At 66.6% G+C, this 25110-nt stretch carries 23 protein-coding genes; 8 read left to right on the top strand and 15 right to left on the bottom strand.

The window, feature by feature from the left end; genetic code table 11:
- Positions 1-38: 38 nt before the first annotated feature.
- Complete coding sequence (locus HV783_RS01450; RefSeq protein WP_175188577.1) at positions 39-1211, bottom strand: vWA domain-containing protein; 1173 nt, start codon at positions 1209-1211, stop codon at positions 39-41.
- 19 nt (positions 1212-1230) lie between these two features.
- Positions 1231-2112 carry an AAA family ATPase gene (locus HV783_RS01455; protein ID WP_064523891.1) on the bottom strand — a complete coding sequence of 294 codons (882 nt, stop codon included), beginning with the start codon at positions 2110-2112 and terminating at the stop codon, positions 1231-1233.
- 178 nt (positions 2113-2290) lie between these two features.
- Here HV783_RS01455 and HV783_RS01460 point away from each other — a divergent pair, with 178 nt between their 5' ends.
- Together HV783_RS01460 and HV783_RS01465 are read left to right on the top strand one after the other, a co-directional pair.
- A complete protein-coding gene (locus tag HV783_RS01460; protein ID WP_054501729.1) occupies positions 2291-2644 on the top strand; it encodes a c-type cytochrome in 354 nt (117 codons plus the stop codon).
- Between the two features lie 15 nt (positions 2645-2659).
- Positions 2660-3022, top strand: coding sequence for a c-type cytochrome (locus HV783_RS01465; protein WP_054501728.1), 363 nt, complete (start codon positions 2660-2662; stop codon positions 3020-3022).
- 77 nt (positions 3023-3099) lie between these two features.
- Here the strand turns inward: HV783_RS01465 and HV783_RS01470 are convergent, their stop codons facing one another.
- Positions 3100-3525: a DUF1841 family protein gene (locus tag HV783_RS01470; RefSeq protein ID WP_054501727.1), complete on the bottom strand. Its 426-nt coding sequence runs from the start codon at positions 3523-3525 to the stop codon at positions 3100-3102.
- Positions 3526-3730: 205 nt separating this feature from the next.
- Between HV783_RS01470 and icd the strand changes: the two genes are divergently transcribed.
- The 4 genes from icd to HV783_RS01490 all read left to right on the top strand — a co-directional run bounded on the left by icd (position 3731) and on the right by HV783_RS01490 (position 9414).
- On the top strand, positions 3731-4987 hold the full coding sequence (icd, locus tag HV783_RS01475) for an NADP-dependent isocitrate dehydrogenase (RefSeq protein ID WP_054501726.1): 1257 nt from the start codon (positions 3731-3733) through the stop codon (positions 4985-4987).
- A 257-nt stretch (positions 4988-5244) separates the two neighbouring features.
- On the top strand, positions 5245-6222 hold the full coding sequence (locus HV783_RS01480; RefSeq protein WP_054501725.1) for a glycosyltransferase family 9 protein: 978 nt from the start codon (positions 5245-5247) through the stop codon (positions 6220-6222).
- A 132-nt stretch (positions 6223-6354) separates the two neighbouring features.
- On the top strand, positions 6355-7626 hold the full coding sequence (locus tag HV783_RS01485; protein ID WP_175188624.1) for an O-antigen ligase family protein: 1272 nt from the start codon (positions 6355-6357) through the stop codon (positions 7624-7626).
- A 243-nt stretch (positions 7627-7869) separates the two neighbouring features.
- Positions 7870-9414 (top strand): methyl-accepting chemotaxis protein, encoded by a 1545-nt coding sequence (locus HV783_RS01490; RefSeq protein WP_116793606.1) that lies wholly within the window; start codon positions 7870-7872, stop codon positions 9412-9414.
- Here the strand turns inward: HV783_RS01490 and dapA are convergent.
- The 9 genes from dapA to kdpF all read right to left on the bottom strand — a co-directional run bounded on the left by dapA (position 9392) and on the right by kdpF (position 19964).
- Positions 9392-10291: a 4-hydroxy-tetrahydrodipicolinate synthase gene (dapA, locus tag HV783_RS01495; protein ID WP_054501723.1), complete on the bottom strand. Its 900-nt coding sequence runs from the start codon at positions 10289-10291 to the stop codon at positions 9392-9394. The two genes, HV783_RS01490 and dapA, sit on opposite strands and share 23 nt — an antisense overlap.
- Positions 10292-10294: 3 nt before the next feature.
- Complete coding sequence (locus tag HV783_RS01500; RefSeq protein WP_054501961.1) at positions 10295-10540, bottom strand: hypothetical protein; 246 nt, start codon at positions 10538-10540, stop codon at positions 10295-10297.
- A 221-nt stretch (positions 10541-10761) separates the two neighbouring features.
- Positions 10762-11523, bottom strand: coding sequence for a TorF family putative porin (locus HV783_RS01505; RefSeq protein ID WP_175188578.1), 762 nt, complete (start codon positions 11521-11523; stop codon positions 10762-10764).
- A 194-nt stretch (positions 11524-11717) separates the two neighbouring features.
- Entirely contained in the window at positions 11718-12410 is a 693-nt protein-coding gene (kdpE, locus tag HV783_RS01510; RefSeq protein ID WP_175188579.1) for a two-component system response regulator KdpE, read from the bottom strand.
- Positions 12411-12419: 9 nt separating this feature from the next.
- Positions 12420-15206, bottom strand: a complete 2787-nt coding sequence (locus tag HV783_RS01515) for a DUF4118 domain-containing protein (RefSeq protein WP_175188580.1) — start codon at positions 15204-15206, stop codon at positions 12420-12422.
- Between the two features lie 51 nt (positions 15207-15257).
- The gene (gene kdpC, locus HV783_RS01520; protein WP_064523904.1) at positions 15258-15866 is read right to left on the bottom strand and encodes a potassium-transporting ATPase subunit KdpC; all 609 of its coding nucleotides are present in this window, start codon (positions 15864-15866) and stop codon (positions 15258-15260) included.
- A 30-nt stretch (positions 15867-15896) separates the two neighbouring features.
- Entirely contained in the window at positions 15897-18056 is a 2160-nt protein-coding gene (kdpB, locus tag HV783_RS01525) for a potassium-transporting ATPase subunit KdpB (RefSeq protein WP_175188581.1), read from the bottom strand.
- A 22-nt stretch (positions 18057-18078) separates the two neighbouring features.
- Positions 18079-19875, bottom strand: coding sequence for a potassium-transporting ATPase subunit KdpA (gene kdpA, locus HV783_RS01530; RefSeq protein ID WP_175188582.1), 1797 nt, complete (start codon positions 19873-19875; stop codon positions 18079-18081).
- Positions 19875-19964 (bottom strand): K(+)-transporting ATPase subunit F, encoded by a 90-nt coding sequence (kdpF, locus tag HV783_RS01535; protein ID WP_035360036.1) that lies wholly within the window; start codon positions 19962-19964, stop codon positions 19875-19877. The genes kdpA and kdpF overlap by 1 nt, the downstream gene beginning before the upstream one ends.
- A 739-nt stretch (positions 19965-20703) precedes the next feature.
- Here kdpF and HV783_RS01540 point away from each other — a divergent pair.
- The gene (locus HV783_RS01540) at positions 20704-20979 is read left to right on the top strand and encodes a DUF4212 domain-containing protein (protein WP_054501716.1); all 276 of its coding nucleotides are present in this window, start codon (positions 20704-20706) and stop codon (positions 20977-20979) included.
- The gene (locus HV783_RS01545) at positions 20979-23072 is read left to right on the top strand and encodes a sodium:solute symporter family protein (protein WP_054501715.1); all 2094 of its coding nucleotides are present in this window, start codon (positions 20979-20981) and stop codon (positions 23070-23072) included. The genes HV783_RS01540 and HV783_RS01545 overlap by 1 nt, the downstream gene beginning before the upstream one ends.
- 73 nt (positions 23073-23145) lie before the next feature.
- Here HV783_RS01545 and HV783_RS01550 read toward each other — a convergent pair whose 3' ends face one another.
- Genes HV783_RS01550 through trxB form a run of 3 tightly spaced genes read right to left on the bottom strand, consistent with a single transcriptional unit; the run spans position 23146 to position 25104 of the window.
- The gene (locus HV783_RS01550; protein WP_026382315.1) at positions 23146-23475 is read right to left on the bottom strand and encodes a DMT family transporter; all 330 of its coding nucleotides are present in this window, start codon (positions 23473-23475) and stop codon (positions 23146-23148) included.
- A complete protein-coding gene (locus HV783_RS01555; protein WP_175188583.1) occupies positions 23472-24158 on the bottom strand; it encodes a Smr/MutS family protein in 687 nt (228 codons plus the stop codon). Before HV783_RS01555 ends, HV783_RS01550 begins: the two co-directional genes overlap by 4 nt.
- Positions 24145-25104, bottom strand: a complete 960-nt coding sequence (gene trxB / locus HV783_RS01560) for a thioredoxin-disulfide reductase (protein WP_054501713.1) — start codon at positions 25102-25104, stop codon at positions 24145-24147. Before trxB ends, HV783_RS01555 begins: the two co-directional genes overlap by 14 nt.
- Between the last annotated feature and the right edge of the window lie 6 nt (positions 25105-25110).

Here is a 25110-nt window from a genome sequence, read left to right on the forward strand (position 1 = left end):
CGCGTCGCCGGGACCGCGTCTTGCTGCGTGGCGTCGCGCTACTTCGACAGCACCCGCATCGCCTGCTCCAGTCCGGCGACCGTCACGGGGTACATGCGGTCCTGCATGATGTCGCGCATCAGCGCGATCGACTGACGGTACTGCCACGACGCGGTGGGCTCGGGATTGAGCCACACGGACTTGGGCCAGGCATCCAGCAGCCGGCGCATCCACTGTGCGCCCGGTTCCTTGTTGTAGTGCTCGACCGAGCCGCCCGGCTGCAGGATCTCGTAGGGGCTCATGGTGGCGTCGCCGACGATGATCAGGCGCCAGTCGGGGTTGTACTTGCGCAGCACGTCCCAAGTGTCGAAGCGTTCGTTCTGGCGCCGGCGGTTGCTCTGCCACAGGCTTTCGTACGGGCAGTTGTGGAAGTAGTAGACCTCGAGGTTGCGGAACTCGCTGCGCGCCGCGGAGAACAGTTCCTCGACGCGGCCGATGTGGTCGTCCATGCTGCCGCCGACATCCAGCAGCATCAGCACCTTGACCGTATTGTGGCGCTCCGGGACCATGCGCAGATCCAGGTGGCCGGCATTGCGCGCGGTGCTGGCGATGGTGTCGTCCAGGTCCAGTTCGAGTTCGGCGCCTTCGCGCGCGAAACGCCGCAGGCGGCGCAGCGCGACCTTGAAGTTGCGCGTGCCCAGTTCGACCTGGTCGTCGTAGTCCTTGAACTGGCGCATGTCCCAGACCTTGACCGCGCTGCGGTTGCCGGCCGACTGGCCGCCGACGCGGATGCCTTCTGGGTGGTAGCCGCCGTTGCCGAAGGGCGAGGTGCCGCCGGTGCCGATCCACTTGCTGCCGCCGGCGTGGCGTTCCTTCTGCTCTTCCAGGCGGTCCTTGAAGAGCTCCATCAGCTTGTCCCAGCCGTGCTTCTCGATGGCGGCCCATTCTTCTGGCGTCAGGCTCTTCTCGAACTGCTTGATGAGCCAGTCCAGCGGGATGTCCTTGCCGGCCGGCAGCGCGGCCTCGATGCCCTTGTAGTAGGCGCCAAAGGCCTTGTCGTAGCGGTCGTAGAGCGATTCGTCCTTGACCAGCGCGGTGCGCGCCAGGAAGTAGAAGTCGTCCAGCGTCGGCGTCATGACGTCCTGGCGCAGCGCGTCCACCAGCGTCAGGTATTCCTGCACCGAGACCGGCAGCTTGTGTGCCCGCAGGTGGTAGAAGAAGTCGATCAGCATGATGGCCGCGAGGAGGGCGTCAGCGGCGCTGGGTGCCGCGGGTCATGGCGGCGAGCCGTTCCAGCAGGTGCACGTCCTGTTCGTTCTTGAGCAGGGCGCCAGCCATCAGCGGCACCGCCGTGGCGGTGTGCGCGTCGATCTGCGCCGCGCTGACGTCCTCGGCCAGCAGCAGGCGCAGCCAGTCCAGCAGTTCGGAGGTCGACGGCTTTTTCTTCAGGCCGGGCGCGTCGCGCAGGCTGAAGAAGGTGTCGAGCGCCGCGCGCAGCACGTCCTGCTTGAGTTCGGGGAAGTGCACCGCGACGATGTCGCGCATGGTCTCGCGGTCGGGGAAGCGGATGTAGTGGAAGAAGCAGCGGCGCAGGAAGGCGTCGGGCAGGTCCTTCTCGTTGTTGGAGGTGATGATGACCAGCGGGCGGTGGCGCGCGGCGATGGTCTGGCGCGTTTCGTACACATGGAATTCCATGCGGTCGAGTTCGCGCAGCAGGTCGTTGGGGAATTCGATGTCGGCCTTGTCGATCTCGTCGATCAGCACCACCACCGGCTGCTCGGCCTCGAAGGCCTGCCACAGCGTGCCCTGCACGATGTAGTTGCGGATGTCGCGGACCTTTTCGTCGCCGAGCTGCGAGTCGCGCAGGCGCGACACCGCGTCGTATTCGTAAAGACCCTGATGCGCTTTGGTGGTGGACTTGATGTGCCACTGCAGCAAGGGGCGGTCCAGCGCGCGCGCCACTTCCTCGGCCAGCATGGTTTTGCCGGTGCCGGGTTCGCCCTTGATCAGCAGCGGGCGCTGCAGTGTGAGCGCGGCATTGACGGCGAGCTTGAGGTCATCGGTGGCAACGTAGCGATCGGTGCCATCGAAGCGTGTTTGCGGTGCGGAAGGAGCGGTCTGGGCAGCGGACATGGATTGGCGGACTTCTCGGGGTTGATGGGGATCAAGGCCATTTTTGGGTATTAATCCTAGACAATTATCGTACAATCAGGCGGTTTTGCAGTTGGGTTCGACCCGCAACGTGTTTGCCGGGGGCCTTTTCGTGTGAGCAGGCCCTAGTCCTCAAGCCATACCAAGAAGAGCCATCCCAATGAAGTTGCGATTCTCTCTGAAGTACTCGGTTTCCCTGCTGGCCGCATTGGCATCCTGTGCGATCACCGGCCAGGCAGCAGCTGCGGATGCAGCGCCGGTCGGTAATGTCCAGAACGCCCGCGACAAGGTTTCCATGTGCATCGGTTGCCATGGCATCGAAGGCTACAAGGCGACGTTTCCCGAGCTTTATCACGTTCCGATGATCGCTGGCCAGAACGCCAAGTACATCGAGACCGCCCTCAACGAGTACAAGAAAGGCGCGCGCAGCCATCCCACCATGGATGCCATTGCCGGCAGCCTGTCCGACCAGGACATCGCCGACCTGGCCGCTTACTACTCGAACCTGAAATAACCGGGGGCAATCACAATGAACCGCATCATGCTTGCCCTTGCGGGCGCGACGCTGGCCATTTCGGGCGCGACTGCCCAGGCCCAGGACCTGGCGGCCGGCAAGGCCGTCTTCGACAAATTCAATTGCGCGTCGTGCCACGGCGCCGATGCCAAGACAGCGGTGGACCCGGCCTATCCGACGCTGGCCGGCCAGCACGCCGACTACCTGGTGCATGCGCTCAAGGCCTATCGTCGCGGCGCCTCGGGCAGCGCGGCCACAGCCAACGTGCGCAAGAACCCCATCATGGGCGCCTTCGCCACCCAGCTCTCCGACCAGGACATCAGCAATGTGGCCGCCTGGCTGGCGTCCCTGCCCAGCGACCTGGGCGTGCGCAAGTAGCGGGACGGTCCGGCCCGCATGTAAAAAACCCTCGGGAGACCGAGGGTTTTTTACATGGGCTTTCGCGTTGCGTAAGGCTAGCGCTCGGCGCGCTGGCGGATCAGGTCGATGTAGGTATCGCTGTCCAGCGGAGTGCCCAGGCGTTGCGCTTCCCAGACGACCCGGCCCAGGCATTCCATGATCTCGTGCGCGGCCTGGTGCGCATCGGTGCGCGCCACCAGGCGCTGGTAGGCGCTGCGGATGCCGGGCGGATGGTCGATCGACAACTGCTCGGCGATGGCCAGGTGCATCGACAGGTGCAGGAACGGGTTGGTGCGGCCCTTTTCCACCGCGTATTCGGCGGTCATGGCCTCGGGGCTTTCGAGGTCGCCGTGGTATTCCGGATGCTCGATGATCCAGTCCAGGGCCATGGCCTCCAGCGGGGTCAGGACCTCGTTGGCGCGGTGCTTGCGCCAGGTTTCGATGAAGAATTCGCGGACTTGGTCGCGGGAGGGGTTGAACATTGTCAGACGGATGCCATGCTGGCCAGAGAGGGCTTTATTTTACCGCCCGCCGCCACGGCGCCCGCCCGCCGGCCGCAATGCGATATAGAATTGGTTGCTATCCGCTATCCAGTGTGCGTTTCGCCAGGGCCGCGCGGCCCGCGGACCACACGCCAGCCGATGCGGCGCGCGTGCAGAAAAACCACTCGGAGCAAATGGAGCATTCATGTCCTATCAACATATCAAGGTGCCCGCTGGGGGCCAGAAGATCACGGTCAACGCTGATTTCTCGCTGAATGTGCCGGATCAGCCCATCGTGCCCTACATCGAGGGCGACGGCACCGGCGCCGACATCACGCCCGTCATGATCAAGGTGGTGGACGCCGCCGTGCAGAAGGCCTACGGCGGCAAGCGCAAGATCCACTGGATGGAGGTCTACGCCGGCGAGAAGGCCACCAAGGTCTACGGACCGGACGTCTGGCTGCCCGACGAGACCCTGGACGTGGTCAAGGACTACGTGGTGTCGATCAAGGGTCCGCTGACCACGCCCGTGGGCGGCGGCATCCGTTCGCTGAACGTGGCGTTGCGCCAGCAACTGGACCTGTACGTCTGCCTGCGCCCGGTGGCGTATTTCAAGGGCGTGCCCTCGCCGGTGCGCGAACCCGAGAAGACCAACATGGTGATCTTCCGCGAGAACTCGGAAGACATCTACGCCGGCATCGAATACATGGCCGAAAGCGAGCAGGCCAAGGAATTGATTCAGTTCCTGCAGACCAAGCTCGGCGTCAAGAAGATCCGTTTCCCCAACACCTCGTCGATCGGCATCAAGCCGGTGTCGCGCGAAGGTACCGAGCGCCTGGTGCGCAAGGCGGCGCAGTACGTCATCGACAATGACCGTACCTCGCTGACCCTGGTGCACAAGGGCAACATCATGAAGTTCACGGAAGGCGGCTTCCGCGACTGGGGCTATGCGCTGCTGCAGAAGGAATTCGGCGCGCAACTGATCGACGGCGGCCCGTGGTGCAAGTTCAAGAACCCCAAGACCGGCCGCGAGATCATCGTCAAGGATGTCATTGCCGATGCGTTCCTGCAGCAGATCCTGCTGCGCCCGGCCGAATACGACGTCATTGCCACCCTGAACCTGAACGGCGACTACATTTCCGACGCGCTGGCCGCGCAGGTGGGCGGCATCGGCATCGCCCCGGGCGCCAACCTGTCCGATTCGGTCGCCATGTTCGAGGCCACCCACGGCACGGCGCCCAAGTACGCGGGCAAGGACTACGTCAACCCGGGTTCGGAGATCCTGTCGGCGGAAATGATGTTGCGCCACATGGGCTGGACCGAGGCGGCCGACCTGATCATCTCGAGCATGGAGAAGTCGATCCTGTCCAAGAAGGTCACGTATGACTTCGCCCGGCTGCTGGAGGGCGCGACGCAGGTGTCGTGCTCCGGTTTTGGCCAGGTCATGATCGAGAATATGTGACCGGGATTATCGGGCTCGTCACCGGAAAGCCCGTGAGCCGCAAGGCTTGCGGGCTTTTTCACGGCCAACCGTTGTGAAGATCTAGATCGAAATGGGGGCAGTCCTTAGTCGCAATATACCAAAACAAGACAAAAAGAATCAGAGTGTTATTGTTGCAGCAGTATAATTTCGCCGTTCAGAAATGCTGCATTTTTCCCTCCACCGCTGATACTCTTGGCTTGGTTTTGCTGCCCCGGTTTCGCTGATATTCCCCTGACATGGCCCAGCCCGCTCCCAATATGCCACCCTATGATGCCTTGGCGTGCGTCCGCAACCTGCGCGACGCCAGGCGGGTAGCGCTATTGATGGCTCCCAGGTTGGGTGACACGCTGTTGATGATGACGATGGCGTTCAACCTTGCCGCGCACGGACGCCAGGTGACGGTCTTCGGCGATTTTGCCTATGGCCTGCGCAGTTGGTTCCCCGGCATGGACATCAGGCCGTCGCTGCCGCGGGAGCAGGCGCCGGCCGCGCTGGCCGACTACGATTGCGCGGCGCAGATGCACGTCGGCTGGCCATATGCCCTGCATGATTGTGCCGCGTCCTATTTCTATTACGACGCCCATGTCGTGATCACCGGCAAGGGGTTCATCAAGCTCAACCAGATCCGTGACTACTGCCGTGATGCGCTGGGGTTGTCGCTGGCGGGCACCGATATCGGCCTGCGTCCACCTGTGGCGGGCAGGCACCGGGCGTTCGAGAAAAGGGTTGCGGTGCATCCGTCGTCCACTGGGGCGCAGCGTTGCTGGGCGCCCAGGCACTTTGTCGAACTGGGGTTGCGCCTGCAGCGCCAAGGCTACGAGCCTGTTTTCATCCTGGCGCCTCATGAGCGCGCCGAATGGACCTGCCTGACCGACGCCGGCCTGGCGATCCAGCAGTCTCCCTCCCTGGCCGACGTGGCGGCATTCATTCATGAGTGCGGCTGGTTCATCGGCAACGAGTCCGGCATTGGCCATCTGGCCTCCAGCGTGGGCGTGCCGACGCTGACGCTGACGGGCAGACCCACCCGGACCAAGGCCTGGCGCCCGGGTTGGTCAATGTCGCGTATCGCGTATCCCGTTTTTATCCCGGGCGGCCGCTGGCGTGATCGCTTGTGGCGCGAATGGCTGCGGCCGGGCAGCGTCATGTCGGCTTTCGAAAGCCTGACGCGGGACTACAAGAAGTCCATGGCCGCCGCAAAGGTCGTTCGATCTTGATCTAGACCCGGCGCGACAGCCGTGCGTGACGGTCTGCCGGATCCGCATAACCCATCTCGTCCCTGTGCGCCGAAGGCTCCTCTCCCCCTGAAGTATCGACTGGCCCTTCCAAAGGTCGAATTGAATCCCATGATGTCCATTCCATGTCTGCGCGGTGTTGCGCTCCTGACACTGCTGATTCCCGCTTTGGCCTTGACCAGTGCCGTAGGTGGGCCCGTCATCCTCTATCTGACTGCGTTGATCGCCCTGGTGGCGATGGCCGCCAATCTGGTCCAACGCTCGGAACCCTTCGCGCTGAAGGAAATGTCGGCGATGATCGTGGCGCTGACGGCGCCACTATTGGCGATGTTGATCAGCAGCGTCTACCTGGGCGTCTGGAGTTCTTCCGAAATTGAAAAGCTGCTGCGCTTCGCCCTGGCGGTGCCGGTCTGCTGGATGTTGTTGCGAGCGCCCCGCAATTGGTTGCAGCAGGTGCAGTGGAGCCTGCTGTTCGGCGCTTTCGCCGGATCGCTGATGCTGGTGTACATCATCCACGAACCCAGCCTGGGCCGGGGCGCGGTGTCCGAATATGGCGGGCGCTACAACGCGGTGGCATTTGCCGACCTGACGATCTTCTTCGGCCTCGCCTCCGTGTTGACGCTGCCCTGGCGGTTATCGCCCTGGCCGAGGTTGGAAGCCGGGTTGAAAATCGCCGCGGTGCCGATCTGCCTGTACGGTGTCTGGGTCTCGCAAACGCGCAGCAGTTGGGCGCTTTTGCTGGTGTTCGCACTGGTTTATCTGCTGACCAAGCGGCAATGGCAGCGCCGCACCAAGCTCATCTTCGTGGCGGCCTTGGTCGTGATCATGGCTGCGGGAGCGGCGTTGTCCTGGAACAGCAAGGAAAGCCGCTGGAAGAATATGGTGTCGGACGTGAGCCGCTATGAGCAGCATGACCGCGATACCTCGGTTGGCATCCGCATCCAGCTCTGGAAGGCTTCCTGGCTGATGTTCCGCGAAAGCCCGCTGGTTGGCGTGGGCGTGCCCAATTTCCGACCGGAGCTGGTCAAGTTGCAGAAGCAGGGCATCGTGACCGAGCTGGTCTCGACCGATTATGGCGAGCCTCACAACGACATGCTGGGCGCGTTGGCAGGATACGGGCTGTTGGGGCTGCTCAGCATGCTGGCGCTCTACCTGGTGCCCGCCGCGGTCTTCTGGCGCCGCTCCGCCAGCGATGACCCGGTGGTGCACGTGGGCTCACAGATCGGCATGCTGTTCTGCCTGGGCTATTTCGTCTTCAGCTTGTCGGAGATGATGTTCCGCAACATGCGCAGCGTGCCGATCTACGCGTTGACGGTGGTGGTGCTGTATGCCCTGACATCGGCCCGTACCGGACTGGCGCAGCAGCGTCTGGCGGCGAAACGATAGCGGATCCGGCGGCCCGTCGTAGCCGCATGTCGCCCCGCAAAGCAAGGCCCTGGCGGCCTTGCTTTTTTTTGTGCGCGCGGGGCGCATTCCAAATGCCTGCCGGGTTTGACGCAGATCAAGCCAGTCTCCCCTCGCCGGTGAAAACCCTGGCGCTCCCCCTTATCCTGATCAGACGCAACAGATAAATAGTCACATTTTGCTGTCTTTGGTTTCCGACGGCGGTGGGTATGGAGAAGAGGGTCTATGAAGAATTCAAGCTTGCGCAGGGAGCTGCTGTGGTTCGTGCTCGCGATCGGGGTCGCGGTGCTGGCCCTGGGAGGATGGGATGCCTGGGAGCGGCGCGCCGAGATGCTGGCCGAGCGCAAGACGGAACTGCGCAACGTGCTGGACCTGGCCGCCGGCATCGTGCGCAACGGCAAGCAGCGCGCCATCGACGAGCGCCTCTCGCCCGAGCAGGCCAAGCACAACGTGGCGCAGCGCCTGGCGCAGTTGCGCTATGGCGCTGACGGCTATGTCGGCGTGTTCGACGACAGCTACACGCTGCTGGTGCATCCCGACGCCAAGCTGGCCGGCACCAATGTGCGCGCGGTCAAGGACAGCGACGGCCTGCCGATCTTCGAGAATCTCTACGCGCAGGGCAAGGCGGGAGGAGGCTTCGTCCAATACCACTTTCCGCGCCCGGGCGCCGAAGAGGCGCTGCCCAAGGCCAGCTACGCCGTCTACGACCCGGAATGGGGTTGGCTGATGTTCACCGGCCTGTACGTGGATGACGTCGACGCCGCCTTTCGCGCGACGCTGTGGCGCCAGGGCGGCGTGACGCTGGTGCTGCTGGTGGTACTGCTGGCGGCGGCGCTGCGGTTCTTCCGTTCCCACATCATCCGTCCGCTGGACGAGGCGGTGGCGGTCTGTGAGCGGGTGGCGCACGGCGACCTGTCCAGCATCATTTCGCGCCATCATCGCGGCGAGATCGGCCGGCTGTTCGAAGCCATGGCCTTGATGCAAGAGCGGCTGGACGTGGCGGTGCGCACCATTGTGCACTCCACCGGTTCGATCGCGGCGGCCTCTCGCCAGATCGCCGCCGGCAGCATGGACCTGCACGACCGCACCGAGAAACAGGCCGCCGCGCTGGAACAGACGGCGGCCAGCGTCGAGCAGATAACGGCCACCGCCAAGCAGAGCGCCGACCACGTGCGCGAGGTCAGTTCGCTGGCAGGCCAGTCGGCGCAACTGGCGCGGCAGGGCAGCGAAGAGACCCAGCACGCGATCGACGCGATGCGCGAAATCTCGCAGAGCTCGCAGCGGATCGACGAGATCATCCGGCTGATCGACGAAATCGCGTTCCAGACCAATATCCTGGCGCTCAATGCCGCGGTGGAGGCCGCGCGCGCCGGCGAACAGGGGCGCGGGTTCGCCGTGGTGGCGGGCGAGGTGCGGGCGCTGGCGCAGCGCTCGGCCACCGCCGCCAAGGAAATCAAGACGCTGATCGAGGCGTCGTCGGATTCCGTCGAGCGCGGCAGCCAGCGCGTCGCGCAGGCCAGCGCCACCATGAGCAGCGTGCTGCACTCGGCGGCGAGCAGTGCGCCGTTGATGGGCGAGATCGCCACCGCGTCGTCCGAGCAGAGCGTGGGCATCGAGCAGATCAACCAGGCGGTGACGCACCTTGACAGTGTGACGCAGCAGAACGCGGCGCTGGTCGAGGAGTTCGCGGCGTCGGCCTCCACCTTGCATGATCAGGCCGACGACCTGGCGCGCGCGGTGGCGGTGTTCAAGCTGTCTGCAGCCTGCTAGGGGAGCCCTGCACCACGCTCATGGCCCGCTGCAGACGCGGGGTCAGCTCGCGGCTGGCGCCGGTCATGGGCAGGCGCAGTTCGTCGGCGATCAGGCCTTGCAGGGCCAGGGCGCGCTTGATCGGCGCCGGGTTCGGTTCGGCGAACAGTAGGCGGATCAGGCCTCGCAGCGGTTCGAACAGTTCGCGCGCCGCTTCGACGTGGCCGTCGCGCGCCAGTTGCATGACTTCGACGAAGCGCTCGGGGAACAGGTGCGCGGCCGCCGGAATGGCGCCGCGCCCGCCCGCCAGGCAATGGTCGAGCAGCGCCATGTCCTCGCCGCAGAGGGCCGCCAGGTGTCCCCGTGCGTTCAACGCCATCAGCACCGGCGCATTGCATTCCTTGACGGCGCGGAAATTGGGCAGCAACGCCAGCGATTCCATGGTTTCGACGGTCATGGTGACGCCGGCGCGCTTGGGAATGTTGTAGAGGATGATGGGGCGCTCTGTGGCCCAGGCGATCTGCCGGTAGTGCCACAGGATGCCCTGCTGTGACGGGCCCAGGTAGTAGGGCGGGGGAACCAGGTAGCCGGCGGGCGCGTACTTGTCCAGGCGGCGGATGGCGGCGGCCACGCCGCGCGTGTCGACGCCGCCCGCGCCGAACACCAGCGGCAGGGCGTGCGGATCGCGGCGGATGGCCTCGATCATCTCGATCTTCTCGGGGATGGAGAGCAGGTTGCCTTCGCCGGTGGAACCGAACAGCACCAGGCCGGCCACGCCGGCGTTGCGGTAGTAGCGCGCCAGCGCCTGGGCGGCTTCGCAATCGACGTAGCCACCGCGCATCGGCGTGACCATCGGCAGCCAGAGGCCTTCGAAAGCGGGAGTGAGCGGGGTATCCATGGCTTATTGCACCGTGATGGCGGTCGCGGGGCGCAGCGGGCCGAATTCGGCCTGGGGCAGGCCGCACATCACCGCGTGCATCAGGGCGTCGACCTGGTTGCGGTCGCAATGCAGTTGCAGGATGCTCTGGCCATGGGCGTGATCCACCGACAGCACGTATACGCCGATCCGTTCGCCCAGTTCGCGGTGCAGGGCCAGCCGGACCTTCAGGGCGTCCAGCGTGTCGATCCTGACGGTCAGGGAAACCATCTGCGCGGGTTGCGGCGCATGGGCCGGAGCGGGACGTTCAAACGAGGCGTACGTGCTGCGTTCTTGGCGGGGAATCATGGCGGTCGGGGGGGGCGCAGCCGTGAGGGCGGGCTCGCGCGTATCCGGTTGGTTGATGACGATTCCACTATAGAAAGCGGGCCGTAAAACCTGCCGATAAATGCGGGCGAGACGCGTAAAAAGCGCGTCAACGCCCGGGCGTTTCAGAAGGTCTTGGTCAGCGACAGCAGGCCGGTGGCGCGGCCCATGTAGCGGCCGCGGCTGTTGGTGTAGACGGCGCGGTCGGCGTCGGTGTCGATATAGGCGATCGAGATCGCCAGGCCCTGCCCGAAGTCCTTGGTCAAGCCCAGTTTCCAGTCGGTGTAGGCGCCGTCGGTGACGTTGCGGACCGTCTGGCGGCCGACGTGGGCGTTGACCGTCAGGCCCCAGAACCCGGTGTCGAAGTTGCCGCTCAGGTCGAAATACTGGCTGTACTTGCTGTCGGCGAAGCCGAACAGATTGGTCATGGCGATCGAATACTTGAACAGGATCGGGCCGTAGCCCAGGCCGGCATACAGCTCGGTGGTGTCGGGGCTGGTGTAGCCCGACGGGTAGTCGCCGGGGTAGTAGTACTGCAGCACGCCCAGGTCGAACGGCACGTCAGGCGCCAGGTTGCCCTTGTAGCCGCCGTAGAAGTCCATTTCGACCGGCGCCGAGACCTTGCTGTTGCTGTCGTTGAGCCAACTGATGCTGGAGTTCCAGTTGCCCAGGTACAGGCCGCTGGCGTGGGTGAAATCGAAGCCGCCCTGGATCGCGGGCTGGTTGTTGGTCTGCATCAGGCCGCGGTAGCGGTACTGGCTGGCCAGGGTGACGTTGGCGGTCAGCGAGTACTCGGGAGCCGGCTCGCCGGCGGTGGGCGCATCGGCGGCGTGCACGGGGGCGGCAAGGGCGAACAGCGCGAGCGCGGCCAGGGTGTTGCGGGACATGGAATTCTCCTGTGTTGGACGGGATCGCCACAATAGGAGAAGCGGCATAAACGGCGAGACAAGACTCGCGCGGCGCGCGTAAAAGGCGCATCAATGGCGCGGCAGGTCGCGTCCGCCCCGTGCGCCGCGCGGCAACACAACGCGCCGCGCGGCCAAGCCTGGCTCATTCGAGCGCTTGCGTGCGGCTCCCGCCGTCAGCCCGCGAAGCGGTAGCCCACGCCGATCTCGGTCAGCAGGTAGGCCGGCTGCGCCGGATCGGCCTCGAGCTTCTGCCGCAGGTGCCCCATGTAGATGCGCAGGTAGTGGTTGCTTTCCACGTGCGATGGGCCCCAGACCTCGCGCAGCAGTTCGCGGTGGGTCATGACCTTGCCGCGATGGGCCAGCAGCGCGGCCAGCAGGCGGTATTCCATGGCGGTCAGGTGTACGTGCTGGCCGCCGCGCTCGACCACGCGCCTGGCGAAATCCACGCGCACGTCGCCGAAACTGATTTCGGCGGCGCTGCCGGCGCCGCCGCGGGCATGGCGCCGCAGCAGCACGCGCAGCCGCGCCAGTAGTTCGCTGACGCCGAATGGCTTAGTCAGGTAGTCGTCGGCGCCGGCGTCCAGCGCCGCCACCTTGTCGGCCTCGGCGGTGCGCGCCGACAGCACCAGCACCGGCACTTCGGTCCAGCCGCGCAGTTCGCGGATCAGGGTCATGCCGTCCTCGTCCGGCAGGCCCAGGTCCAGGACCACGGCGTCGGGCTGGCGGGTGCCGGCCTCGATCAGGCCGCGCTTGACGGTATCGGCTTCAAAAACCGCGCAGCCCTCGCTCTCCAGGGCCTGGCGCACGAAGCGGCGGATATTGGCGTCGTCCTCGATGATGAGGAGGGTGGGCTGAAAGTCGAACATGCGATGGACTCAGGCGATTTCGGGTTGGATCTGGGGCGGCGTGCCCAGCGGCAGCGTGAAGACGAATTGCGCGCCGCTTTGCTGGCCCGGCGCGTGTTCGACCCAGATGCGGCCGTGGTGCGCGCTGACGATGGCTTCGCATACCGCCAGGCCGAGGCCGACGCCGGGGGTGGCGGATTCGCGTTCGCCGCGGGTGAATTTCTCGAAGATGCGGCGTTCGGCGCCGGGCGCGACGCCGGGGCCGTTGTCGCAGACCGCGACGCGCAGCTCGCCGTCCTGCGCCACGGCGTGCAGGCGGATGGCGCTGCCGGCCGGCGTGTACTTGGCGGCATTTTCCAGCAGGTTGCAGAGCACCCGTTCGATCAGCACGCCGTCGCATTCGACCAGCGGCAACCCGGACAGGCTGTCGACCGTGACCCGATGCGCCGCCAGCGCTTCGCGCATGGCGGCCAGCGAGGCGCCGACCAGTTCCTCGATCGACTGCCACTCCAGCCGCAGCGGGGTGTCGCGGCTCTGCAGCCGCGCCATGTCGAGCAGGTTGGCGACCAGCGCGTGCATGCGCTGCGCCTGGTCGCGCATGGCGCGGATGGTGTCCTGGATGTCGGCCGGCAGCGCGTCCTGGCGCCGCGTCAGCGTGTCGGTCATGCCGACCAGGCTGGTGAGCGGCGTGCGCAGGTCGTGCGAGACCGCGGCCAGCAGTGAGTTTCGCAGCTTCTCGGATTCCATGCTGACCAGTGCCTGCTGCGCCACTTCCACGTAGTGCAGCCGTTCCAGGGCGATGGCGATGAGCGTGGCGTAGGCCTCGATCTGGCGGCGCGAGTCGGGCTGCGAGAACAGGCTGCGGCGCGGCGCCGCCAGCGCCAGCACGCCGCGGGTGCGCATCGGCGCCTTCAGCGGCAGGTACAGCAGGTCGCTGTTGGACAGCGTGGCGGTGCCGGCGCCCGCCGGCTGGCCGTGGTCGTAGACCCATTGGGCCAGCGCCGATTCCAGCGGCGGCATGTCGTCGGCGGCGGGCGAGGCCAGCTTCAGGCGGTCGTCCAGGCCCAGGATATAGAGCGCGCAGCGCGAGCCGAAGGTGGCGTGCACGAAGGCGCCGGCGGACGCGACGATCTGCTCGGGCAAGAGCGCCGATGACAGCTCGCGCGCGAACTCGTACAGGCTGCGGGCGTCGGCCTCGCGCTTGACCGAGGCCTGGGCCTGCAAGCGCAGGCCGGCGGTGAGCTGGCCGATCAACAGGCCCACGGCCAGCAGCACGCCGAAGGTCAGCAGGTACTGCACGTCGGACACGGCGAACGAGGCCAGCGGCTGCACGAAGAAGAAGTCGAACAGCCCCACGCTGACGACCGAGGCCAGCGCGGCCGGGCCGCGGCCATGGCGCAGCGCCACCGCCACCACCGCCAGCAGGAACAGCATGACGATGTTGGTCTGGTGCAGCGCGGGGAACGCCAGCGCCGACAGCGCCGTGGCCACTGTGCAATAGCAGAGCGCCCAGGCATAGCCGGCGAGCGCCTGCGGGCCGCGTTCGTCGGCCGCTTGTCGGCCGCGGCGCCCGAGCGTCAGCGGATCGCGGCCCGGCACGCTGGCGGCGGGCAGCGGCGGGGCGCCCAGGCGGATGATGTCGATCTCGGGGCAGCCGGCGGCCAGCATGTCGGCGAAGCTGTGGCGGCGCCACAGCCAGCCGGGGCTGATGGCCGCGGTCAGCAGCGCCGACAGCGACAGCCGCAGGCGCTGCAGGCCGCTGGCGCGGGTGCGGCCGACGATGGCCTTGGTGATGTTGTGGCGGCGCACGTAGCGCACCACCGCGTCGACCATGTCGCCGCCAGCCAGGGTTTCACAGCGCGCGCCGAGCGAGTCGGCCAGCGCCAGGCTGCGTTGCAGCCGTTCCTGCTCGGCCTGCGGCGGCGGCGCGGCGCGCGGCACGTCGATGGTGACCACATGCAGGTCGCATTCGAGCTGCTGGCTCAGGCGATGGGCGCTGCGGATGACGTATTCGGCGTCGGCGTCGGGGCCGATGCAGGCCACCACGGCTTCGCGCGTGCGCCACACCGGCTCGATGGCGCGGTCGCGGCGATAGGCCTGGACGTCGTCGTCGACGTGGTCGGCGGTGCGGCGCAGCGCCAGTTCGCGCAGCGCGATCAGGTTGCCCTTGCGGAAGAAGTTGCGGGTGGCGTGGCGCGCCTGCTCGGGCAAGTAGACCTTGCCTTCCCGCAAGCGGCGCAGCAGCTCGTCGGCCGACAGGTCGACCAGGATGACTTCGTCGGCGGCGTCGAAGACCTCGTCCGGCACGGTCTCCCAGACCCGCACGCCGGTGATGCTGCCGACGGCCTCGTTGAGGCTGTCCAGGTGCTGTACGTTGAGCGTGGTCCAGACGTCGATGCCGGCCGCCAGCAGTTCCTGGATATCCTGCCAGCGCTTGGCGTGGCGCGAGCCGGGCGCGTTGGAGTGGGCCAGTTCGTCGACCAGCACCAGGTCCGGGTGGGCGGCCAGCGCGCCGTCCAGGTCGAATTCCTTGAGCGCGTGGCCCCGGTAGGCGACGTCCTTGAGCGGCAGGACCGCCAGGCCCTCGAGCAGGGCGGCGGTTTCGCGGCGGCCGTGCGTTTCGACGATGCCGGCCAGCACGCGGGCGCCCTGCGCGGCGTGGGCGCGGGCGGCCACCAGCATGGCGTAGGTCTTGCCGACGCCAGCGGATGAGCCGAAGTAGACCCGCAACTTGCCGCGCACCGCCTGGCGCGCGGCGTCGTCGAGGTCTTTCAAGAGCGCGTCCGGATCGGGACGCTCGTCAGGATTGTCGGCCATGAACGCGCAAGCGAAGTGGGGGAGCGGCTGGCAATACTATACGCCGGCGTGTCATTTCACCGGCGCCAGTTGGTCCAGCGCCAGGTTGAGCTGGAGCACGTTGACGACCGGGTCGCCCAGCACGCCCAACCAGGGCTTGGAGGTGCTAGCCTCGATGAGGGCGTCGACCTTCTCACGCGGCAGATGGCGGGTACGCGCCACGCGCGCGGCCTGGTAGGCCGCGGCGGCCGGGCTGATGTGCGGGTCCAGGCCGCTGCCCGAGGCCGTGATCAGGTCCACCGGCACTGGCGTGGGATTGTCCGGGTCGGCCGCCTTCAGCGCCGCGATGCGCGCTTGCACGGCCTCGGCCAGGGCAGGATTGCGCGGGCCCAGGTTCGAGCCGCCGGAGTTGGCGCCGTTGTACGGCATCGGCGAGGTGGCCGACGGCCGGCCCCAGAAGTACTGGGGGGCGCTGAACGACTGGCCGATCCACTCCGAGCCGACCACCTTGTCGCCCTGGCGGATCAGCGATCCCGACGCTTCGTGCGGGAACACGGCGGCGGCGATGCCGGTGGTCAGGAAGGGGTAGGCCAGGCCGGTCACCAGCGACAGGGCGGCGAACACGACCAGCGCGGGGCGCAGGATGCCGCCTTGGCGCGGCAGGGGAAGAGCTTGTTTCATGAGGAGTTCCTTTCCAGTGACGAGCGCGGGTCAGACCCAGCCCAGGGCGGCCAGCACCATGTCGACCAGCTTGATGCCGGCGAACGGCACCAGCAGGCCGCCCAGTCCGTAGATCAGCAGATTGCGGCGCAGCAGGACCGAGGCGCCCAGCGGACGGTAGCGCACGCCCTTGAGCGCTAGCGGGATCAGCACGATGATGATGAGCGCATTGAAGATCACGGCCGACAGGATGGCCGAGGCCGGCGTGGCCAGGCCCATGATGTTCAGCACGTTCAACTGCGGGTACACCGTGGCGAACGCCGCCGGGATGATGGCGAAGTACTTGGCCACGTCGTTGGCGATGCTGAAGGTGGTGAGCGCGCCGCGCGTCATCAGCATCTGCTTGCCGATCTCGACGATCTCGATGAGCTTGGTGGGATTGGAGTCCAGGTCCACCATGTTGCCCGCTTCCTTGGCGGCCTGGGTGCCCGAGTTCATCGCCACCGCGACGTCGGCCTGCGCCAGCGCCGGCGCGTCGTTGGTGCCGTCGCCGGTCATCGCCACCAGGCGGCCTTCGCCCTGGTAGGCGCGGATCAGCTTGAGCTTGGCTTCCGGCGTGGCTTCCGCGAGGAAGTCGTCGACGCCCGCTTCGGCGGCGATGGACGCGGCGGTGAGCTTGTTGTCGCCGGTGATCATCACCGTCTTGATGCCCATGCGGCGCAGCTCGGCGAAGCGCGACTGGATGTCGGGCTTGACGATGTCCTTGAGCTCGACCACGCCCAGCGCGCGGTTGCCGTCGCTGACCAGCAGCGGCGTGCTGCCGCGGCGCGCCACGTCCTCGGCCAGGCGCAGCACCTGTTCGGGAACCGTCGCGTCCTGCTCGGCCAGCCAGGCGCGCACCGCGTCGATGGCGCCCTTGCGGATCATGCGGTCGTTCAGGTTGACGCCGCTCATGCGGGTCTGGGCGGTGAAGGGCACGTACTCGGCATCGGCGGCGCGCACGGCCGGCGCGTGGATGGCCTTGTCGGCCAACGCCACGATGCTGCGGCCTTCGGGCGTTTCGTCGGCCAGCGAGGCCAGGCGCGCCGCGTCCGCCAGTTCGCGCGGCGATACGCCGGGCGCGGGCAGGAAGGTCGAGGCCTGGCGGTTGCCGAAGGTGATGGTGCCGGTCTTGTCCAGCAGCAGCACGTCGACATCGCCGGCGGCTTCCACGGCGCGGCCCGAGGTGGCGATGACGTTGGCGCCCATCATGCGGCTCATGCCCGCCACGCCGATGGCCGACAGCAGCCCGCCGATGGTGGTGGGGATCAGGCACACCAGCAGCGCCACCAGCACCGTGACGGTGACGGTGGTGCCGCCGCCGGCGGCCGTGACCGAGTAGATCGAGAACGGCATCAGCGTCGCGACCACCAGCAGGAACACCACCGTCAGGCCGACCAGCAGGATCGTCAACGCCAGCTCGTTGGGCGTCTTCTGGCGCTTGGCGCCTTCGACCATGGCGATCATGCGGTCCAGGAAGCTCTCGCCCGGGTCGGCGGCGATGCGCACGAAGATCCAGTCGGACAGCACCCGGGTGCCGCCGGTGACGGACGAGAAGTCGCCGCCCGATTCGCGGATGACCGGCGCCGATTCGCCGGTGATGGCGCTTTCATCGACCGACGCGACGCCGGCGATGACCTGGCCGTCGCCCGGGATGGTTTCGCCGGCTTCCACCAGCACCACGTCATTGCGGCGCAGCAGCCCGGAGGCCTGCTTGACGGCCTGGTTGCGCCACAGCGCCGGCTCGGCGCGGGCGGCATCCTCATCGCGGAACCCCTTTAGCAGGCGCGCATCGATGGTGGTGCGCAGGCCGCGCAGGGTGGCGGCCTGCTGCTTGCCGCGCCCCTCGGCCAGCGCTTCGGCGAAGTTGGCGAACAGCACGGTGAACCACAGCCACACGGAGATCGCGAGGATGAAGCCCGCGGGCGCCTCGGCCTGGCCGCGCAACGCCATGATCCACAGGATGGTGGTCAGGATGCTGCCCACGTAGACCACGAACATCACGGGGTTCTTCAGTTGCGCCGCGGGCGAGAGCTTGCGCAGGCTGTCCAGCAGCGCGGGACCGACGAGCGCGCCCGACCACATGCCGAACTTGCGTTCGAGCGGCGCGGCCGACGGCGCGCGGGCGGCGCCGCCGCCCGCGCCTTGGGTTGGCATATCAATCTTGGCCATTTTCTTTCCTAGCCTGTTGCATTCAGGGTTGCAGGTGTTCCGCGACCGGGCCCAGGGCCAGCGCGGGCACATAAGTCAGGGCGCCCACCAGCAGGACCGCGCCGATCAGCAGCACCACGAAGAGGGGGCCGGTGGTCGGCATGCTGCCGGGGCCGGCGGGCAGGCGGCGCTTGGCCGCCAGCGATCCGGCCATCGCCAGCACTGCGACGATGATGGCGAAGCGGCCGAACCACATGGCGATGCCCAGCAGCACGTTGTAGAAGGGCGTGTTGGCGGACAGGCCGGCGAAGGCGCTGCCGTTGTTGTTGGCGGCCGAGGACAGGGCGTACAGGATCTCGGAGAAGCCGTGGATGCCGGGGTTGAGCACGCCGGCCTGGCCGGCCGTCACCGACACTGCCAGCGCGGTGCCGCCGAGCACCAGCAGCGGCGTCGCCAGGATCACGATCGAGACCATCTTCATGTCATAGGCTTCGATCTTCTTGCCCAGGTACTCGGGCGTGCGGCCGATCATCAGCCCGGCGATGAAGACGCCCAGGATGGCGAACGCCAGCATGCCGTAGAGCCCGGAGCCGACCCCGCCGTAGACCACTTCGCCCAACTGCATCAGCAGCATCGGCGACAGGCCGCCCATGGCGCTGAGCGAATCGTGCATGCCGTTGACCGCGCCGCACGAGGCCGCGGTGGTGATGGTGGCGAACAGCGAGGTGGCGGCGATGCCGAAGCGGGTCTCCTTGCCTTCCATGTTGCCGCCCGGCGAGAGCGCGCTCATGGCGCTGTCGACGCCTGTTTGCGCGGTCATCGGATTGGGCTGTTGTTCGTAGTAAGCCGTGGTCAGCGCGAATACGACGAACAGCACGGTCATGGCCGCCAGAATGGCGACGCCCTGGCGCCGGTTGCCGACCATTTCGCCGAAGCTGAAGCACAGCGCCGCCGGGATCACCAGAATCGCCAGCATCTCCAGGAAGTTCGACAGGGCCGTCGGGTTTTCAAAGGGATGCGCGGAGTTGGCGTTGAAGAAGCCGCCGCCGTTGGTGCCCAGCATCTTGATCGCTTCCTGCGAGGCGACCGGGCCCATGGCCAGCGTCTGCGTCTGGGTGACCGCGGGGTCGGTCACGGGCTGGCCCTTGGCATCGAGCACCGGCTGCCCCTGGGCGTCCACGCGCGGTTGGTCATAGTGCAGGGCTTCGACCGTCTGCACGTCCTGATAGAGGCTGAAGTTCTGGATCACGCCCTGGCTTACCAGCGCCAGCGCCAGCACCAGCGACAGCGGCAGCAGCACGTACAGCGTGCTGCGCACCATGTCGGCCCAGAAGTTGCCCACCGTGGCCGAGCAATGGCGCGCCAGCCCGCGGATAAGCGCGAACAGCACCGCAATGCCGGTGGCGGCCGAGACAAAGTTCTGCACCGTCAGCGCCAGCATCTGCGTCAGGTAGCTCATCGTCGATTCGCCGCCGTAGCCTTGCCAGTTGGTGTTGGCCACGAAGCTGATGGCGGTGTTGAGCGAGGAATCGGGCGAGACGGCGCCCATGCCGGCCGGGTTCAGCGGCAGCAAGCCCTGCAGGCGCTGCAGCGCGTAGACCGCCACGATGCCCAGGATGTTGAAGGCGAGCACGGCCAGCGCGTAGCGCTTCCAGCCCATTTCGGCTTGCGGGTCGATGCCCGCCAGCCGGTAGATGCCACGTTCCAGCGGGCGGCCCCAGGCGGTCAGCCGGGATTGCCCGTTTTCCATGGCGACGCGGATATAGCGCCCGAGAAAGGGCGCGATCGCGAGCAGGACCGCCAGGTACACGACCAGCAGTCCGATGAATTCGGCAGTCATCAGAACTTCTCCGGTTTGAACAGCGCGACCAGCAGGTACACGAACAGCAGCGCGGACGTGATGCCGCTCAGCCAGTAGAGCCAGCTCATGGTTGCTCTCCCGAGGACAAGGCTTCGCAGAACGAGACCAGGGCGTAGGTCAGCCCGGCCATGACGGCGAAGATCGCGATATAGATGGCATCCACGTTTTTCCTCCCGGGAGCGGCGCTCCCTTCGAACGACGGGCCCGGGCGGCAAAAGGGGATGCGGACCGCGCGGGCGAAGTGACCAATCAGGACATCGGCAGGTTACGGAGCAGGGGGTAAAAACGGGGTATAGCTTTGGCGGGGGGGTGTAAACGGAACGTAAAGACGCGCTGTCATCCTCCGGTTCGTGGATGCGCCGCCATGGCGCGGCGCGGGTGCCCGGAAGCGGGCGGCGGGGTCGGCGGTAGTTGAGGCTGGCTCAAAATGGGTCCCGCCGGCAGCCCCTGGAATGCGGGTTGGGGCCGAATAAATCCCAATATTTAGAACACGAGCCTTAAAATGCACTACTGTGGTGCATGGAATATGTAAATGAATGCGCCGAATTAGGGCATTCCCCTAGTGTGGCATTCCCGCATCTGGTGCAGAATCTCTTCCCATGCAGGTGAGGAGACAAAGCCCTGCATGGGCAATTACCGGCGGCACCGGTACATAAAAAAGTAGCAGTACTCAAGAAAAGCAAAACGCACAACGGCTGGCACCAGGCAGTGCCGGCCGTTGTCGCATAAAAAGCCCGTATTCCGCACGCCAGGGTTTTTTCCAGCGCCGCGTTTCGCGTTATTCCCCAGGTTTCGCTCACGCCAGCTATGCCGGAATCCCGCGCTTCCTCCAAACCTGTCCCCACGCGCTACTGGCGCCGCAACGTGCGGCTGATCGTGCTGTTGCTGGCCGTTTGGGCGGCGCTGACCTTTGTCCCGTCCTATTTCGCCCGCGGCCTGTCGTTCGACTTCATCGGCTGGCCGTTTTCGTTCTGGATGGCGGCCTACGGCGCGCCGCTGGCCTATCTCATCCTCATCGGCATCTACGCGCGGATCATGAACCGCGCCGACCAACGCTCGGAAGAGGGCAAGGGGGACGCCTGATGCCGTTCGGCGGAGACACCCCGCAGCAATTCAGCATCCGGCTGCGCCGCATCTACGTGCTGTATACGGCTGGCTTCGCGCTGATGATTCTGCTGATGGCGCTGGCCGAGATCCTGGGCCTGCCGCGCAACTGGATCGGCTATGTGTTCCTGCTGGTCACGGTCAGCCTGTACGCGGGCATCGGCATCGTCTGCCGCACCTCGGACCAGGTCGAATACTACGTGGCTGGCCGGCGGGTGCCGGCCTTCTACAACGGCATGGCCACCGCCGCCGACTGGATGTCGGTGGCCTCCTTCATCGGCGTCGCGGGCACGCTTTACCTGACGGGCTACGGCGGGCTGGCCTACATCATGGGCTGGACCGGCGGCTACGTGCTGGTGGCGATGCTGCTGGCGCCGTACCTGCGCCGCTTTGGGCAATACACCATTCCCGATTTCATGGGCGCGCGCTACGGCGGCAACCTGCCGCGGCTGGCTGGCGTGGCCTGCGCCATCCTCTGTTCGTTCACCTACCTGGTGGCGCAGATCTATGGCGTAGGCATCATCACGACGCGCATGACCGGCATTTCGTTCGAGCTGGGCATCTTCGTGGCGCTGGGAGGCATGCTGGTCTGTTCGTTCCTGGGCGGCATGCGCGCCGTTACCTGGACCCAGGTAGGCCAGTACATCATCCTGGTCATCGCCTACCTGGTGCCGGTGGTGTGGCTGTCGATCAAGCATACCGACATGCCCGTGCCGCAATTGTCGGCTGGGGCGGTGCTGCAGCAAGTGACCGAGAAAGAGGTCTATCTGCAGAACGATCCGGCCGAGATCGAGGTGCGCCGCCTGTGGCAGGAGCGCGCCGACGAAATGGCGCAGCGGGTGCGCGACCTGCCCGAGTCCTGGGCGCTCGAGAAGGACAAGCTGCGCAGCCGCCTGGCCCAGCTCAATGCCGGTGATGCGCCGATGGTCGAGATCCGCTCTGTCGAGCGCGAGCTGGCGGCCTTTCCGCCCAATGTCGAGGAGGCCAGGATCGCCTGGTCTCAGGCCAAGGCCTCCTTCGAGGCGCGTGCCGCGCCACTGACCCCGCACGCCGAGCCATTTCCTTCCGAAGACCCGCAAGAGCGGCGCAACATGCGCATCAATTTCCTGGCGCTGGTGCTGTGCCTGATGCTGGGCACCGCGGGCATGCCGCACATCCTGATGCGGTCATACACGACTTCGTCGGTGATCGAGGCGCGCCGCTCGGTGTGCTGGTCGCTGCTGTTCATCCTGCTGCTCTATTTCATGGCGCCAGCGCTGGCGCTGCTGGTCAAGTACGAGGTCTATACGCAGGTGGTGGGGTCGAATTTCCTCAGCCTGCCGAACTGGGTGCATGCCTGGAGCGCGGTCGACAGCAACCTGCTGGATGTCACCGATATCAATCGGGACGGCGTGGTGCAGTTGAGCGAGATCAGTATCGGCGCCGACGTGGTGGTGCTGGCCATGCCCGAGATCGGCGGACTGCCCTACGTGATTTCCGGGCTGGTGGCGGCGGGCGGACTGGCGGCCGCGCTGTCGACCGCCGACGGCCTGCTGCTGACGTTGTCCAATTCGCTGTCGCACGACATGTGGTACCGGATGGTTTCGCCGCGCATGTCGGCGGCGCGGCGGGTGATGGTGTCCAAGATCCTGCTGCTGGTGGTGGCGTTCGGCGCGGCCTGGGTGGCGGCGCGCAAGCCGGCCGACATTCTCTTCATGGTGTCGGCGGCGTTCTCGTTCGCGGCCTCGTCGTTTTTCCCGGCGCTGGTGATGGGCGTGTTCTGGCGCCGCGCCAACAAATGGGGCGCCACGCTCGGCATGGCGGCGGGCCTGCTGGTGACCTTCGCCTACATGACGCACACGCATCCGTGGCTGCGCGAGTGGGTGCTGGGGATTTCGCGGACCCAGCCGGTGGACCTGTGGTGGGGCATCCAGCCGATCGCGGCGGGCGTGTTCGGCGCGCCGGTGGCGTTCCTGACGATCGTCGTGGTGTCGCTGCTGACGCCGCCGCCGGATCGCGCCACGCTGGCGCTGGTGGATTATCTGCGTCATCCGGGCGCGCCGAAGCCGCCAACGGAGAACGGCACGGTCTGAAACGGAGGCAGGCGCCGGGTGGCCCGGATATATGCCCGGCGCGGGCCGGATCCGGGCTCGCGCCTGGAACGGCTCAGTGCGACACGGACTTCGAGAAGACGTTCATGACCACCACGCCGGCGATGATCAGGCCGATGCCGACCAGCGCCGGGGTGTCCAGGTGCTGCTTGAAGAATAGCGCGCCGATCAGGGAGATGAGCACAATGCCCACGCCCGACCAGATGGCGTAGGCGATGCCGACCGGCACTTCGCGCAACGTCAGCGACAGGAAATAGAACGAGATCATGTAGCCGAACACCGTCACCACCGACGGCACCAGCCGTGAAAAACCTTCGGAGCTTTTCAGGGCGCTGGTGGCGAAGATCTCGGCGACGATGGCGATGCCCAGGTAGAGCCACTTCATTTGCGCGGCCCCTCGGATTGGCGCAGCAGCACCAGCAGGGCGCCGGCGCCGCCTTCGCGCTCGGGCGCCTCGGAGAATGCCAGCACTTCGTTCTTCTGCACCAGCCAGGTGCGGGCCTTGTCTTTCAGCACCGGTTCCAGGCCCTGCGAGCCATAGCCCTTGCCGTGCACGATGCGCACGCAGCGGATGCCGTGTTCCTGGCATTCGTCCAGGAACGACAGCATGGCGTGGCGCGCCTGTTCCACGCGCAGGCCGTGCAGGTCGAGTTCGGCGCCGGCGCGCCACTGGCCGCGGCGCAGGTTGCGCGCGGTGTCGGGCGCGGCGTCGCCGCGCACGAAGGCGGTGCCGCCTTCGGACAGCAGGTGCGTGATTTCGCCGCCGTCCGAGACGCCGGCATCGGCGCGCGTGGCGGTCTCTCCCAAGGCGTTGGCGCGGCGCAGGGCCGGGGCCGGCTGCGGCACAGGCTTGTGCTCGGCGCGCGCGACCTGCCTGATCGGCTTGACCGTCTGCATGCTGCGCCGGAACGCGGCCATGTCGTCGGCCGGATCGGCGTCCGCGCCGGGCGCCGGCGCGGTTTTCTTCAGCGCCGCCACGCGCTGGGCGAGGGCGGCGCGCTCCAGCTCGGCCTGCAGGTCTTTCTTGAGGCGTTTCAGGTCGGCCGCGCCGACCTTATTGCCCCGCATTCTCCAGCCACCGTTGTGCGTCCAGGGCGGCCATGCAGCCCGTGCCGGCGCTGGTGATGGCCTGGCGGTAGACGTGGTCCTGCACGTCGCCGGCGGCGAACACGCCCGGGACCGAGGTCATGGTGGCCATGCCGGACAGGCCGCTCTTGGTGACGATGTAGCCGTCCTTCATTTCGAGCTGGCCCTGGAAGATCTCGGTGTTGGGCTGGTGGCCGATGGCGATGAAGGCGCCGGTGGCCTTCAGGTCTTCGGTGGCGCCGGTGTCGACGTGGCGCACGCGCACGCCGGTGACGCCACTGTCGTCGCCCAGCACTTCTTCCAGCGTGTGGAACAGCTTCAGTTCCATGTTGCCGTTTTCGACCTTGCTCATCAGCTTGTCGACCAGGATCGGTTCGGCGCGGAACTTGTCGCGGCGGTGGATCAGGGTGACCTTGCGGCAGATGTTGGACAGGTACAGGGCTTCCTCGACGGCGGTGTTGCCGCCGCCGACCACGACCACGTCCTGGTTGCGGTAGAAGAAGCCGTCGCAGGTGGCGCAGCCGGACACGCCGCGGCCCATGAAGGCCTCTTCGGACGGCAGGCCCAGGTACTTGGCCGAGGCGCCGGTGGCGATGATCAGGGCGTCGCAGGTGTAGACCTTGCCGGTGTCGCCGGTCAGGGTGAACGGCCGCTTGGACAGGTCGACCTTGGCGATGTGGTCGAACAGCATTTCGGTGTTGAAGCGCTCGGCGTGCTTCTGGAAGCGCTGCATCAGGTCCGGACCCTGCACGCCGTCGGCGTCGGCCGGCCAGTTGTCGACGTCCGTGGTGGTCATCAGTTGGCCGCCTTGGGCCAAACCTGTAACAAGGACGGGGCTCAGATTGGCGCGTGCCGCATAGACGGCCGCCGTGTAGCCGGCGGGGCCGGATCCGAGTATCAAAACTTTAGCGTGCGTAGGCGTGGACATGGGCGG

The sequence above is a fragment of the Achromobacter dolens genome (genome assembly GCF_902859745.1).
In the GTDB taxonomy this organism is placed as follows: domain Bacteria; phylum Pseudomonadota; class Gammaproteobacteria; order Burkholderiales; family Burkholderiaceae_B; genus Achromobacter; species Achromobacter dolens.

What these genes read in the sequence shown, in the direction of transcription:
- HV783_RS01450 (WP_175188577.1), bottom strand. Translation starts at nt 1,211, where the DNA reads ATGCTGATCGACTTCTTCTACCACCTGCGGGCACACAAGCTGCCGGTC.
- HV783_RS01455 (WP_064523891.1), bottom strand. Translation starts at nt 2,112, where the DNA reads ATGTCCGCTGCCCAGACCGCTCCTTCCGCACCGCAAACACGCTTCGAT.
- HV783_RS01460 (WP_054501729.1), top strand. Translation starts at nt 2,291, where the DNA reads ATGAAGTTGCGATTCTCTCTGAAGTACTCGGTTTCCCTGCTGGCCGCA.
- HV783_RS01465 (WP_054501728.1), top strand. Translation starts at nt 2,660, where the DNA reads ATGAACCGCATCATGCTTGCCCTTGCGGGCGCGACGCTGGCCATTTCG.
- HV783_RS01470 (WP_054501727.1), bottom strand. Translation starts at nt 3,525, where the DNA reads ATGTTCAACCCCTCCCGCGACCAAGTCCGCGAATTCTTCATCGAAACC.
- icd (WP_054501726.1), top strand. Translation starts at nt 3,731, where the DNA reads ATGTCCTATCAACATATCAAGGTGCCCGCTGGGGGCCAGAAGATCACG.
- HV783_RS01480 (WP_054501725.1), top strand. Translation starts at nt 5,245, where the DNA reads ATGGCCCAGCCCGCTCCCAATATGCCACCCTATGATGCCTTGGCGTGC.
- HV783_RS01485 (WP_175188624.1), top strand. Translation starts at nt 6,355, where the DNA reads ATGTCCATTCCATGTCTGCGCGGTGTTGCGCTCCTGACACTGCTGATT.
- HV783_RS01490 (WP_116793606.1), top strand. Translation starts at nt 7,870, where the DNA reads ATGAAGAATTCAAGCTTGCGCAGGGAGCTGCTGTGGTTCGTGCTCGCG.
- dapA (WP_054501723.1), bottom strand. Translation starts at nt 10,291, where the DNA reads ATGGATACCCCGCTCACTCCCGCTTTCGAAGGCCTCTGGCTGCCGATG.
- HV783_RS01500 (WP_054501961.1), bottom strand. Translation starts at nt 10,540, where the DNA reads ATGGTTTCCCTGACCGTCAGGATCGACACGCTGGACGCCCTGAAGGTC.
- HV783_RS01505 (WP_175188578.1), bottom strand. Translation starts at nt 11,523, where the DNA reads ATGTCCCGCAACACCCTGGCCGCGCTCGCGCTGTTCGCCCTTGCCGCC.
- kdpE (WP_175188579.1), bottom strand. Translation starts at nt 12,410, where the DNA reads ATGTTCGACTTTCAGCCCACCCTCCTCATCATCGAGGACGACGCCAAT.
- HV783_RS01515 (WP_175188580.1), bottom strand. Translation starts at nt 15,206, where the DNA reads ATGGCCGACAATCCTGACGAGCGTCCCGATCCGGACGCGCTCTTGAAA.
- kdpC (WP_064523904.1), bottom strand. Translation starts at nt 15,866, where the DNA reads ATGAAACAAGCTCTTCCCCTGCCGCGCCAAGGCGGCATCCTGCGCCCC.
- kdpB (WP_175188581.1), bottom strand. Translation starts at nt 18,056, where the DNA reads ATGGCCAAGATTGATATGCCAACCCAAGGCGCGGGCGGCGGCGCCGCC.
- kdpA (WP_175188582.1), bottom strand. Translation starts at nt 19,875, where the DNA reads ATGACTGCCGAATTCATCGGACTGCTGGTCGTGTACCTGGCGGTCCTG.
- kdpF (WP_035360036.1), bottom strand. Translation starts at nt 19,964, where the DNA reads ATGAGCTGGCTCTACTGGCTGAGCGGCATCACGTCCGCGCTGCTGTTC.
- HV783_RS01540 (WP_054501716.1), top strand. Translation starts at nt 20,704, where the DNA reads ATGCCGGAATCCCGCGCTTCCTCCAAACCTGTCCCCACGCGCTACTGG.
- HV783_RS01545 (WP_054501715.1), top strand. Translation starts at nt 20,979, where the DNA reads ATGCCGTTCGGCGGAGACACCCCGCAGCAATTCAGCATCCGGCTGCGC.
- HV783_RS01550 (WP_026382315.1), bottom strand. Translation starts at nt 23,475, where the DNA reads ATGAAGTGGCTCTACCTGGGCATCGCCATCGTCGCCGAGATCTTCGCC.
- HV783_RS01555 (WP_175188583.1), bottom strand. Translation starts at nt 24,158, where the DNA reads ATGCGGGGCAATAAGGTCGGCGCGGCCGACCTGAAACGCCTCAAGAAA.
- trxB (WP_054501713.1), bottom strand. Translation starts at nt 25,104, where the DNA reads ATGTCCACGCCTACGCACGCTAAAGTTTTGATACTCGGATCCGGCCCC.